This window comes from Paraburkholderia phenoliruptrix (assembly GCF_019511605.1).
Taxonomy (GTDB): Bacteria; Pseudomonadota; Gammaproteobacteria; order Burkholderiales; family Burkholderiaceae; genus Paraburkholderia; species Paraburkholderia phenoliruptrix_A.
In genome coordinates, this window is sequence record NZ_JAEUAV010000021.1 from 48407 (window position 1) to 60637 (window position 12231).

The following is a 12231-nucleotide window of genomic DNA, read 5'->3' on the forward strand; positions in this document are numbered from 1 at the left end:
CATGTGAGTGCTCTCAACGTTCTTCCACGACGACAGTCTGCCCAAGCTCGGCCCATGCCCTGGCGAGCGGCAGGTATCGTTCCTCGATCGCTTTGCGCCGCGTTTTCATGGTCGGCGTGAGGAGGCCGTTGCTGGCTGTCCACGGCTCCTTCATGAGCACGACGAACTCCAGCTTCTCATGGGCTTCCAGTTCGTGGTTCGCACGATCGAGCAACGCTTGCATCTGCTCGCACAGCGCGTGACGTGCTTCGGCGTTCTCGAGCTCGACCCTCGCGGCGGGCGACATCAACAGCAACGCGAAGGGCTGCGCATGGCCGTGGCCCATCACGCAGGCCGCATCCACTTTCGGATGGCTCAGCCGGTTCTCGATCGACGAGGGCGCAACGTATTTGCCCTTGCTCGTCTTGAAGATTTCCTTCACGCGCCCCGTGATTTTCAGACGACCTAGCTCGTCCAGCTCTCCGCAGTCGCCCGTTCTGAAGAAGCCGTCTGCGGTCATGCTCTGCGCCGTCAACTCCGGCTCGCGGTAATAGCCAAGCATCATGGTCGGCGCCTTGAGCACGATCTCGCCGCCTTCGTCGATGCGACACTCGACGCCAGGCATAGCCTGCCCTGAGTAACCCACCCTGACCTGACCCGGCCGGCTGTAGTGCGAGTATGAAAAGTTCTCCGTCATGCCGTACACGTCGAGCAGTTCCAGACCAAGCGCGCGATACCAGTCGATAATCTCCGCAGGCAGCGGGGCGGAGCCTGTGAATGCCAGCCGCGTCTGGTCGAGCCCGAGCATGGCGAGGACCTGCTTTTTGAGCGCGTCGGCTTCGGGCGCTGTCGTATGCAACAGCGCCTGCTCGCTCGCACCGAGCCGCGCGCACACCGCCTGGTAGAATTTTGTCCACAACCGCGGCATCGAGATGAACACCGTAGGCCGCGCGCGATGCAGATCCTCCGTGAAGCTCGCGAGGCTGTCATTGAAGAAGACGCGAAAGCCGTGACACAGCGAATTCGACTCGACAAACGAGCGCTCGGCCGTATGCGCGAGCGGCAGATAAGAAAGCACGCGGTCGCCAGGGCGGAAATCGCAGAATTTGCCGGCCGCAAGCGCATAGTCGTGCATCGTGCCGAAGCTATGCATCACGCCTTTGGGCCGGCCGGTGCTGCCCGACGTATAGATGATCGTGGCGAGATGCTGAGGCTCGGGCAAATGCACGTCGCACAACGGCGAGTGCTGGGCCATGATGGTTTCCCAAGCCAGCGCACCCGGCAGGGGCGGTGACATCGGCAGGCTCACGAGGCGCACATGCGCGGGCACGATGTCGCTCACAGCGTCCCAGCAATCGGTCTGGCCGTCCAGCTTGCCGACCAGCAGCAAGCGCACGTCGCTGTGTTCGAGAATGTATCGCGCCGTCGCCGCGCTGATGCCCGGATACAGCGGCACGGACACGTGGCCGGCCAGCCAGATCGCGAGGTCGGCGATGAGCCAGTGGGCGCTGTTCTTTCCCACGATCGACACCGCGCTGTTCGGCGCAAGGTCCTGCGAGCGCAGCCATGCCGCCATGCGCCGCGCTTCGTCGCCCACTCGCCGCCAGGTGTAATCCACCATGCGGCCGTCCGGCAACGGCTCCGTGAGATAGACCGCATCGGGCTGCACGTTCTCCCAGTGCAGAAACCGGTGCACCAGCGTGCTTGTGTGTTTACCGCTCATTCGTGTCTCCACCGTTTATATCTAGCCTGGCAACAGGCTTTGACTCGCATGTTGCCACTCACACCGCGAGAGTCTGCACTTTTCACTGCGGCTTCTCCGCCATGCGGCCTTCCGCGAGCGCCTTTTTCTTCGCTGCCGCTTTTTCCGGGCAAAGGAAAAAGTGGGACAACGCCGGGATCAGCACGAGCGCGCCGATCATGTTCCAGACGAACATGAACGTGAGAAGAACGCCCATGTCCGCCTGAAACTTGATGGGCGACCATATCCACGTCAGAACCGCAGACGCGAGCGTCACGCCGATCAGCGCAATCACCTTTCCGGTGAAGTTCAGGGCCTCGCGATACGCGTCGTCGAGCGAGCGGCCGCGCCGCTGCAACGCCAACTGCACACTCACCAGGTATAGCGCATAGTCGACGCCGATGCCCACGCCGAGCGCCGTAACCGGCAGCGTTGCGACCTTTACGCCGATGCCGAGCACGACCATCAGCGCCTCGCATAATATCGACGTAATCACGAGCGGCACGACGGCGACCACGACCGCACGCCAGCTACGAAACGTGATGAAGCACAGCACGACCACGGCCGCGTACACGAGCAGCAGCATTGAACGGTTCGCCTTCTCGACCGCGATATTGGTCGCCGCCTCGATCCCTGCGCTGCCCGCCGCGAGCAGGAATTTTCGCTGTGGCCCGTCGTGCCGCGCTGCGAACGACTCGACCGCTTTGACCACGCGTTCGAGCGTCTCGGCCCGGTGGTCCGCGAGGTAAGCGACGATGGGCGCAACTGAGCGCGTATCGTCGACCAGTTCCGGGTTGGCTACATAGGCGTTATTGACAGCTTCGGTCGACACGATGGGATCGCGGCTGAGCGTCATCCAGCGCGGGTCTCCCTCGAATCCCGCCGCAGTATTGCGGCGGCTCAGGCCGCTAATGGACAGGGTTGTCTGCACGCCCGGCAGGTCGCGCAGTTCCTGTTCGAGGGTGTCCATTTCGACCAGCGTCCTGAAGTCGTTGATCTGGCCAGGCGGCGTTCGGGTGATGATGGCGAACTGGTCCGTCGACAGACTGTAGTGCCCGGTGATGTACGCGGTGTCGCGGTTGTAGACAGAATCGGGCCGCAGTTCGGGCGCGCCGGGGTCCAGGTCGCCGATCTTCAGATGCTGTCCGATAACCAGACCGCCTACGCTCAGCACCGCTGCGCACAACACCGCTGCGGCGGCCGGGCCGCGCCGCGTGAATGGCGTGAGCAGCCGGATGAACGAATGATGGTCGCTCGGCCGCACGCTGCGGGCGGCCGCCTTTGCGTTGACGCCGGTGTAGGAGAGCAGCACCGGCAGGAACACAAGGTTCGTGAAAATCAGTACGGCGACTCCGATGCTCGCCGAGAGCGCGAGGCCGCGAATCACGGGAATGTCGATCAGCATGAGCACTGCAAAGCCGACGGCATCGGCAAGAAGCGCGGTTAGCCCCGCGACGAAAAGCCGTCTGAACGTGTATCGGGCGGCCACGTAGCGGTCTGTTCCGCGTGCAATGTCCTGCATGATGCCGTTCATTTTCTGCGCGCCGTGCGACACGCCGATAGCGAAAATCAGAAACGGGACGAGGATCGAATACGGGTCGAGATCCACGCCCAGCAAATGCACGATACCGAGTTGCCACAACCCGGCCGTCAGCGAACAATAGATGACAAGCGCCGTGCTGCGCATGCAGCGGGTGTAGGCAAAGATCACGGCGGCCGCGATCACTGCCGCAATCGCAAAGTACACGGCCACCTGCATCAGGCCGTGAATCAGATCGCCGACCAGCTGCGCAAAGCCGATCACGTGCATGCGCACATTCTCGCCGGAATACTGCCGGCGGATCTTGTCGATCTCGTCGTGCACTGCGCGCGCGTCCACGAGGCGGCCGGTGTCCGCGTAACGGTCGAGCAGCGGCACGAAGATCATGCTGGAGCGCAGGTCGTTGCCGACAAGCGCGCCGACAATGCCCGAGCGCGCCACGTTCGTGCGCAACTGGGCCATGCTCGCCGCGGACCCATCGTAGTTGTCCGGCATCACGGGGCCGCCGCGAAAGCCCTCTTCGGTCACTTCCGTCCAGCGGACTACGGGCATCCACAGCGATTTCACGAACGAGCGGTCGACGCCCGGAATGAGGTAAATACGGTCGTTAATCTCGCGCAGCGTCTTCAGGTAGGCGGCGTCGTAGATAGTGCCGTTCGGGTTTTCGACGACGATGCGCACAGAATTGCCGAGCCCCCGCAGAGAACCCATATTGGCCAGATAGTTGTGAATGAAAGGACTGGACCTGGGCATCATCCTTTCGTAGCTTGCGCTGATGGTGGATTGCGTGGCCAGCAATCCGAGCACGACGGTGAGCAGCGCGCACACGGCCACGATCCAGCGCCGGTGATTGAAGATGAGCCGCTCAAGCCGCGAGCCGGAGGCCGTGTCGAACTCCGCAAGATGGCGGATGACCGGCATAGCATCGACGCGTTCGCCGTCCGATGAAATTCCCATGTTGATCTTCCTGAAGCGAACGAATTACGGAAGCGCGACGGCATGCACGCCGTCCAGTCCGCAGACCACGATCTCATGCGCGGAGCGCGGCTGCACACCCGTCGCGGCTACCGGCCGGGTGGCTTTGAGGACATGAAACTCATGCGCGGTTTCGTCCGCGAGCGCGACTTCTCCAGCCGCCGTGACCAGCACGAACGCCCTCTTCTGCGCAACGTAAGCAGCGGCGGTGACGAGGCCGTGCAACGGACTGTCGACGCGGGTCCAACTCGCGCCGTGGTCGAGGCTCCGATAGACGGTGCCTTTGAGCCCGTATGCGATCAATACGCCGCCGTTGCCGGCCACGCCGAAGAGGCTGCCCGCGTAGCCCGTTGCGACCGGGCGGAAAACGCCGGTGTCGTGATCGAGCTTGAAGATGGTTCCCTTTTCGGCCGCTATGAAAACATCGCCCGCTACTTCGCTGATCGATTGCAGATGCAGGAAGCCAGGATTCTCGATGCGCTCCAGCATGGGAGCCCAGTGCTTGCCGCCGTCGTCCGTGGCAATGGCCATGCCGAACGGTCCCACTGCGATGCCGTGCAGCGCGTCTTTGAACCACACGCCGAGTAGCGGCAAAGAAGGGCCGGCCTTGTAATTGAGCAGCAACTGGTCGAGATACGGCTTTAGCGCGGCCTCGCCGGCAGCAATGCGCGTCTTGTAGTGGTCGATCAACGCCTGCTGTGCCGCGCGTCCGTCGAACTGCTTGTTCCACGTGCGGCCGCCGTCCGCGGAATGCAGGATCACGCCGTCGTGACCGGTTATCCAGCCGTGCTCGGCGTCGGGAAAACTCAACGCCAGCAAGTCGCTTCTCACCGGGGCCTGCGCTTGCGACCAGGTCCTGCCGCCGTCGCTCGAGCCGACGATCAGGCCGCGCATGCCGACCGCAATCAGACGTTGCCCGGCAAGCGCGACGGCCATCAATGGCCGCTTTGTGGTGTCGGCGTGCATCACCGCCTCGCCATCCAATGGATCGACGAACGGATCGCCCGGCGCGGCATGCGGCGCCGCCGCGCCGGCGCCAGTCTGGGCACCGGTCGCTGCCGGTGCCGCTGCTGTCAGTGTGGGCGACAGCGTGGCAAACAGCGCGGCCAGCAGCGCTGCCGCGAAGACGCGCCCGCAAACGAGGCCCGGATACTTTTGCTGAAACATGTGCCGCCCTCGGTGATTCATAACCTGTTCCGCACACCCGGCGGGCGTTGCGCAGCTGTTCCGCCCGCCGTCTCGCACCTCGACGATCTGCCGTGCGGCAGACCGGCACGCATCAGCGAAGTCCTGTTCCCGCCATGCCTGCTGGCGTGAAGAGATTCGGCTTCTCGAGTTTGTCCGCTACACGAAGCTGAGGGCTGCCGCGCGAACTGCTGGTAAAGAACGAGAAGTAGTTGCCTTTTTGCAGGTCGTAGAACGTGTTCGCGCTGATGAAGACGCCGCCATTGCCGTCGTAATAGTTGATCGGATAGTCGAGGCCCACGCGCCACAACTTGCCGTCGTGACCGTAGCCGTCGGCTTCCTGCAGCGTCCAGCCGTCTTCGTCGACGTAAAACACGCGCTTCGAATACGCATGGCGTGCGTCCGGCTTCAGGCTTGCCTCCACCACCCACACGCGGTGCCGCTCCCAGCGCAACGCATCGGGCTTGATGTGCTTCGGCCCGAACACTTCATCGACAGGAAGCTGCGAGTAGCGGTAATTGTTGTACGGGACAATCATCTCTTTCTTGCCGATCAGCTTGAAGTCGAATTTGTCCATACGGCCGGCGAACAATTTCGCCTCGTCCCAGAACAGCACGCCACCGTAGGCGGCTGTCGGCGTGTCGTACTTGAAGTCGGGCGCCATGCGCACGCGGCGCTGCGACGGGAAGTACGCCCAGCTCACCTGGTCGGCTTCGGAGTAGTTGATCGAATAGTCGACCAGGTTCGACGTACCCGCGGACGTGGCGGGCGTGAGCAGCGTCAGCCACATGCGGTCGTGCGGTCCCTTGAACTTGTCGCCAGCGCGGCTGCGGTCGTAGTACGGCTTGTACTCGATCACGTTCATGACGGGCAGTTCGGTGCGCGCGCCGGACGTGTCGACGAGATACGCGCCGACGTTTTGTGCGTCGTACTGCGTGCGCTGATAGCTCAACTGCGCGTTCCACATGACCTCATAACCATTCTTCGGCATCGGGAATGGAATGCCGCCAAATGCGCCCTCTACACCATCGCCTTCCACCTTGCCGGTGAGCTTCGCCTGGGTGGCGTTCTTCAGCGTGTTGTCGAGCACCCACTGCGGGTAATGCATGGTTCGATGGGTCGGATAAACGTCGATCCGATAGTCGGGGAAACGCTGCAGCAGCGCCTGTACGCCGGGCGTCAGCTTGTCCGCGTACTGCCCCATGTTGGAGGCCGTGATGCGAAGCACGGGTTTCTCGCTCTTGAACGGGTCCGGCCACACGCCGCTGCCCGGCGCGAAATCCGCAGGCGGCTTCGTCAAACCGCCCGCATATTCGGGAATCACGCCGTCGCTCGAGCCCGCCTTCTCGGCACCGAACGCGGTCAGCGTGGTGCCCAGCTGTTTGGCCTCGTCGGCCGACACGGCGGCAAATGCGCCGAGCGCATTCAGCGTCACGACGCCTGCCGCTATCAGATGGAACAATGTTTTCATATGCTTGTCTCCAGTCGTTACGAGGTCCGCGTCAGAACCACGATTGAACAGTCAACGAGATCCACGGACGGTCATTGAGGTCGAACAGGCCATTGCCGCCTGACGCGTATGGCAAGCCGCTCGGCGTGACGGACCGGGTGTTCACGTGTGCGTGATAGCCGTTGTAGGCCAGTGTTACGGTGGCCTTCTGGCGAACCAGCGCCTGCAAGCCGACCGAATAGGTGAAAAAGCCCTGGCCTGCTGCGGAAGAGCCCGGGTTTTGCGGGTTGTTGCCGTAGAGGCCCACTGTCATCGAGGTGGGCATGCTGAGGTCCACGCCCGGCAATACCTGCAGCCATTGCGGCGTAAACACGAAACCGGCGCCGACGTAGTCTTTGGTCGAACAACCGTTCCACTTGTTGTTGCTGGGACACCCGCGGTAGCCCACGCCGTTGTAGATCGACGCGTTTTCCGTCACCGACAGCAGATGCGAATACGACAGTTCCGCGACCAGCGAGCCCGTTTGCCACAACGGCGAGCTCGACAACGGAACGATTGCGTTCGCAATCAGGTTGAGCACGTCGCCTTTGGCCCCTTCCGTCTGCCTTGCGATGTTGGAACTCAGCGCGGTATTGAGCGCCGTGTTGTGCCGCCAGGACAGTTCAAAGCCGGCGGCCACGTTGCCGATGGTCGTGTCGAGGCTATAGCCGAGCAGTTGCGCGCCGCGGTTGTAGGCCAGGTGATAGTCGGTGGGAAGCCCGCGCGACCAGTTGGTCAGCACCCACGGCTGCGACTCGTCGAAGCGGCGGTAGTAGAAGCCCATCTGTCCGGTGAAGAAACTGGGGGTCCAGCCGAGCTTCACGCCGAAGTTGTTATCGATCTGCGGCGGCGTGTTCGAAGCACCCTGCGGCACGAACACCGGCACAAAGCCGCCGGGGTGACCGACCGCGGCGCCCGGCAGCGTCGTCGCGAGAAGTCCGGAGGGCCCTTGCGCGATGGCGTCGTTTGCCTGCAGGTAAGTGCCGCCCGTAGCCAGCCGGTTGTACGTCCAGCCAAGCGCGTACTGTCCGGACAGCGAGAGCTCGGGCGTGATTTGCGCGGTCATGCTGATCTGCGGGCGCGGAAGCAGCAGTTCCTTGGTTTGCGTGCCGGGGGAGTTCAGACCTTTGATGCTGTCGAGCGCGCCTTGCGCGACCGAAATGCCAGAAAACGGAAACAGCAGCGAGTTGCCCCAGTATTCGGTGAACTGGCCGGCCTTCAGATAGACCGCTTTGCCGCCGATTTCCGTGTTGTAGAACGCGAAGCCGTCGAGCAGTTGGGCGCCCTGAACGTAATAGCGGTTCGTGAACGAACCGTAGTGACCGTTCGGATATGCGGCAAGCGAGCGGTACGTCACGGCCGGCAACCCGCCTCCAGCCGGCGCGAAAACGCCGGGGTTGGTGACGTCGCCGCTGCCATAGGCGAAATCTTTCCATGCCGAGCCGGAGAGCTTGAAACCCATGTAGCCCTTGTAGGCGGCGGTAAATTCGGAAACCATCGCGACGCGGTTCGTGACCACGTCGCCGGCATGTCGGAACTTGTAGTCGCCGTCGTCGAAGTTCGGATTGTTGCCGATCCTCGGGTCGATGCCGCGCGCGCGAACGCCCAGGTTATAGGTGACGGTGTTGTCCCAATTCAGGTCCCAGTCGGACGAGGACGTGTTGATCTTGAAAGCGTGCGCGTTCGATCCCACAACGGCTGCAATCATCCCTGCAAGAATCGTCACGCGATGCGGCGCCCTGTTTCCTGCTCGTGTGCTGCGAGACATCTTGGTTCTCCCTCCTCCGTTGTGGCCGGCCATGCTTTGTCAGGCATGCCTGTTGTCTGCGCCAATCGGCCCGCGCTGGTCTCCTCGTCATAGCGCCTGGCGTTGTGTCGGTGCTTGCGCCTGAAGCCTCTGATCGTTAGGTTGCCAGCAGACAAACTGCACCAGCCCCCTTGAAAAGAGGGGGATCGGGTTTACCGGGTGGGGATCGGCGCGACAACCAGGCCGCGGGTCGAATTGGAAGAAAGTGATTGCAAGCGCGCACTCGTCTGTTCGGCAGACAGTGCTGGCAGCGCCTCGACGTGGAGGTTTCTGCGGGGGTGGGAAGTGCCGCGTGTGGCCGTGTGGTTCGCCGCGGCATTGAGCGAAAGCCGCGAGTCGCAATACCGCCTCCCGTAAAGTCTCACCTTTTGTTTTTAGCGACCAGGCAATGCCTGTCAAGGTGAGCTGTTTCGGGATGGTGAGGAGTTCCAGGAGGTTCGAGAACACCAACTGGCGCCGCGAGAAAAAACGTGCGCTTGCCAGCGGTGTTTTCGTCGCGCCGACGCAGGACGGACGGCGCTAAAAGAAAGTTGGCGCAGGAAAAGGTGAGAGTTTTCGGGAGCCCGCATGCTCGACGCAAGAGAACGCCGACCAGGCGTCCACCGTTCCCCACGCGAATAGCCTTATCGACTAGAACTTGACCTTCAACTGAAAACCGAGGGTGAACGGCAGGTCGTCCGACGGAATCGGCGGAATCACAATGATGTTCGCGCCGACACGTTTGTATTCGACCATGACGAGCGGTGCGAGCACCGGCCCTATCGTGTGGTCGCGACCGAGCCCCCAGTTGCCGTAGTTGTAGCCGGAGATAATGCCGCCCATCGCCGCGATGCGCACAATGCCCCAATGCAGGAACTCGGGCGCCCACACACCGCCGCCGTAATACGACGGCCGGCGCAGCGAATTGCGAAAGCCGCCTGCCGTCAATGCCCATTGATTGTTCAACCAGCACTCGACACCCAAGCCCGGATTGAACTGCTCGAAGTGCTTATCAGGATCGGGGCGGATGTGATATGAGCCCAACATAGCGTCGACCCAGATACCGCCCTCGCACCAGTTGCCCGCGTGCGCGGCGGACGCGCCCGCGAGGCCCGCGGCAAGCGCGAACAATGTGCGGGCGAGATGTTTCTTGAGGTTGCCGCTGACCGTGGGCCCGAGGTTGCCGCTCAAGTCACCGCCAACCTTGTCGCTGAACTTAGCCCTGGCCTTGCCGCGAATGTATCCGCTAAACGTTCCGCCGAGGTTCGTGCTGATAAGCCTGCCCATCTGCCGAAGATGCATGTCCTCTCCATCGCCGGTCGAGCGCCGGCGTGACGCTGTGTTGGTATTGACGCGTGCCGCCCGTCGCGCACTGTACCGCAAGCCACCCATGCGATGTTGAAGACGCACTCGGGCTTGCGGGCACAAGACGTGCCGGCAAGCGCAACACAACCATAACGGAGGACCGATGGCAAAGCGGTGAAGGCGCTGCGCGCGCCTCCACTTCAGAAACGCAAAGCCTACAGGCCGAGTTCGGACAAGCCCGGATGATCGTCGGGACGACGGCCCAGTGGCCAGTGGTAAAGGCGGTCGGCTTCGCGAATCGGCAGATCGTTGATGCTGGCGTGACGGCGCGCCATCAGGCCGTGCTCGTCGAACTCCCAGTTCTCGTTGCCGTACGAGCGAAACCAGTTGTTCGAATCGTCGTGCCACTCATAGGCGAAGCGGACGGCGATGCGGTTATCCGTGAACGCCCACAACTCCTTGATCAACCGATAGTCGAGCTCCTTCGCCCACTTGCGGCGCAGCAGCCCGACAATCTCGGCGCGGCCGTGCGTGAACTCCGCGCGGTTGCGCCATACGCTATCAACCGTGTACGCGAGCGACACGCGCTCGGGGTCGCGCGTGTTCCAGCCGTCTTCAGCGGCGCGCACTTTCTGGATGGCGGTCTCGCGCGTGAACGGCGGCAGCGGCGGGCGGGTTTCGATCTGTTCGGCCATGAGATACCTCGCTTGTTGGTCAGGTGGTGATCACGTTGTGGTCCGCCTCGTGGGCGGGGGCTTGCTTGAAGAGCGGCGGGAAGACTTGTTGCCTGCGGATGCATTGCGCTGGCCGGACGATCCGGTAATTTGCGCGTCGAGCAAGGTTCGGGCGACGGCCTGGGCGTCGAGCGCTGCATCTGGCTCGCCGCTCACCAGCGCAACCGCGATGGCCCCGTCGAGCAGCACCAGCCATTGCCGCGACAAAGCCGCGGCGCGCCGCGCGTCCCCCTGCGTTTCGAGGATGAACGCGTCGAATTGCGTCCGCACGAAGGCGAGCAGGCGCTCCTTGTGCTGGCGCGCGACGATGCGGATGGGGTCTTCGGCAGAAGCAATCTCGCCGGCCGCGTTCAGGAATGCGCAACCGTGAAAGTTCTCGGACGCAAACCATTCGCGCAATACGTCGAACATGCCAAGCAGACGTTTGCGCGCGCTCGTGCCGCACTGCTGCGTGCCCGCGATAAACCAGTTCATCCACCGTTCGTCGCGCCGTTCGAGCGCGGCCGCAACGAGCGCGTCTTTCGATTCGAAATGCGTGTAGAAGCTTTTGCGCGCGGTGCCCGACTGCCGCACGATCGCGTCCACGCCGGTGGCGTGAATGCCGCCCGCGTAGATCAACGCCTCAGCAGCGTCGAGCAGACGCTCGCGAGCGCCCGGCGCTGATGTCGTTTCAGTCGAAGTATTTGCAGTCATAGACGAAGGGTAGAACGATCATTCCACCTCGTCAAGTACTGGCAGATCGTGTCCAAGGTTTGCCAGGGCTTTTGCGCGAGTCGCGCGGCAACTGTTATCTTCGTGGTAAGCAAATAACCGGAAGTCACTACATGATTGCGTTCACTGCTCGCGCCGTCGTCGTGCGCGCTCTACTCGCGGCAACGCTGCTGACCGTCATGGCCTGCACACCGCTGCAAGTGCTGACGCACTCCGTCAGCCAGAACGAAGCGCGCGTGCCGGTGGGCCGCTACGACCTGGACGCCGATCATTGCAGCATTACGTTCGACGTCGAGCACTTCAGTTATTCGCGTTTCCAGATGCGCTTTGATCGCAAGAAGGGGCAGTTGAACTGGAACGAAGGCGGGCTCGAGAACAGCAGCGTGTCCGTTTCGATCGATGCCGCGAGTATCGACACCAACGTGCCGCTGCTGGACAAGATGGTGAAAAGCGCGAGCCTGCTAGATGTCGAGCAGTATCCGGAGATCCGTTTTACGAGTACGAAGTTCGAACGCACGGGCGACTCTCGCGGCACGTTGACGGGCGATCTGACCATTCATGGCGTCACGCAACCGGTCACGCTCGCGGTCACCTTCAACGGCTTTGCACCCGATCCGCTGACGAAAAAAGACACGCTCGGCTTTTCCGCTGAAGGGCGTTTCAGCCGCGCGAAGTTTGGTCTTGCGACCTGGTATCCGGCGGTCGGCGACGAGATTCATGTGCGTATCGAAGCCGAATTTGGCAGAACGCCCGCAGGCGGCTAAGCGCAGTGCGGGCGTTCAAGTT

Annotated in this window: 9 protein-coding genes; 1 reads left to right on the forward strand and 8 read right to left on the reverse strand. The window is 62.6% G+C overall.

What is annotated here, in order from left to right:
- Positions 1-13: 13 nt before the first annotated feature.
- The 8 genes from JNB89_RS22950 to JNB89_RS22985 all read right to left on the reverse strand — a co-directional run bounded on the left by JNB89_RS22950 (position 14) and on the right by JNB89_RS22985 (position 11427).
- Entirely contained in the window at positions 14-1702 is a 1689-nt protein-coding gene (locus JNB89_RS22950) for an AMP-binding protein (RefSeq protein WP_220363699.1), read from the reverse strand.
- 82 nt (positions 1703-1784) lie between these two features.
- Positions 1785-4217, reverse strand: a complete 2433-nt coding sequence (locus JNB89_RS22955; protein WP_220363700.1) for an efflux RND transporter permease subunit — start codon at positions 4215-4217, stop codon at positions 1785-1787.
- Positions 4218-4241: 24 nt separating this feature from the next.
- A complete protein-coding gene (locus tag JNB89_RS22960; RefSeq protein WP_220363701.1) occupies positions 4242-5402 on the reverse strand; it encodes a YCF48-related protein in 1161 nt (386 codons plus the stop codon).
- 112 nt (positions 5403-5514) lie between these two features.
- Positions 5515-6891, reverse strand: a complete 1377-nt coding sequence (locus tag JNB89_RS22965; RefSeq protein WP_220363702.1) for a DUF1329 domain-containing protein — start codon at positions 6889-6891, stop codon at positions 5515-5517.
- A 31-nt stretch (positions 6892-6922) separates the two neighbouring features.
- Entirely contained in the window at positions 6923-8710 is a 1788-nt protein-coding gene (locus JNB89_RS22970) for a DUF1302 domain-containing protein (RefSeq protein WP_346656221.1), read from the reverse strand.
- A 636-nt stretch (positions 8711-9346) separates the two neighbouring features.
- Positions 9347-9997, reverse strand: a complete 651-nt coding sequence (locus JNB89_RS22975; protein ID WP_223216830.1) for a hypothetical protein — start codon at positions 9995-9997, stop codon at positions 9347-9349.
- A gap of 218 nt (positions 9998-10215) precedes the next feature.
- Positions 10216-10695 (reverse strand): DUF1348 family protein, encoded by a 480-nt coding sequence (locus JNB89_RS22980; protein WP_013342209.1) that lies wholly within the window; start codon positions 10693-10695, stop codon positions 10216-10218.
- Positions 10696-10725: 30 nt separating this feature from the next.
- Positions 10726-11427 carry a TetR/AcrR family transcriptional regulator gene (locus tag JNB89_RS22985; protein ID WP_220363704.1) on the reverse strand — a complete coding sequence of 234 codons (702 nt, stop codon included), beginning with the start codon at positions 11425-11427 and terminating at the stop codon, positions 10726-10728.
- Between the two features lie 131 nt (positions 11428-11558).
- Between JNB89_RS22985 and JNB89_RS22990 the strand changes: the two genes are divergently transcribed.
- Positions 11559-12209, forward strand: a complete 651-nt coding sequence (locus tag JNB89_RS22990) for a YceI family protein (RefSeq protein WP_013342211.1) — start codon at positions 11559-11561, stop codon at positions 12207-12209.
- Positions 12210-12231 lie beyond the last annotated feature (22 nt).

Bases quoted from the DNA above. Each gene is read 5' to 3' on its own strand.
- JNB89_RS22970 (WP_346656221.1), bottom strand. From the start codon at position 8,710: ATGGCCGGCCACAACGGAGGAGGGAGAACCAAGATGTCTCGCAGCACA.
- JNB89_RS22980 (WP_013342209.1), bottom strand. From the start codon at position 10,695: ATGGCCGAACAGATCGAAACCCGCCCGCCGCTGCCGCCGTTCACGCGC.
- JNB89_RS22965 (WP_220363702.1), bottom strand. From the start codon at position 6,891: ATGAAAACATTGTTCCATCTGATAGCGGCAGGCGTCGTGACGCTGAAT.
- JNB89_RS22985 (WP_220363704.1), bottom strand. From the start codon at position 11,427: ATGACTGCAAATACTTCGACTGAAACGACATCAGCGCCGGGCGCTCGC.
- JNB89_RS22990 (WP_013342211.1), top strand. From the start codon at position 11,559: ATGATTGCGTTCACTGCTCGCGCCGTCGTCGTGCGCGCTCTACTCGCG.
- JNB89_RS22975 (WP_223216830.1), bottom strand. From the start codon at position 9,997: ATGCATCTTCGGCAGATGGGCAGGCTTATCAGCACGAACCTCGGCGGA.
- JNB89_RS22960 (WP_220363701.1), bottom strand. From the start codon at position 5,402: ATGTTTCAGCAAAAGTATCCGGGCCTCGTTTGCGGGCGCGTCTTCGCG.
- JNB89_RS22955 (WP_220363700.1), bottom strand. From the start codon at position 4,217: ATGGGAATTTCATCGGACGGCGAACGCGTCGATGCTATGCCGGTCATC.
- JNB89_RS22950 (WP_220363699.1), bottom strand. From the start codon at position 1,702: ATGAGCGGTAAACACACAAGCACGCTGGTGCACCGGTTTCTGCACTGG.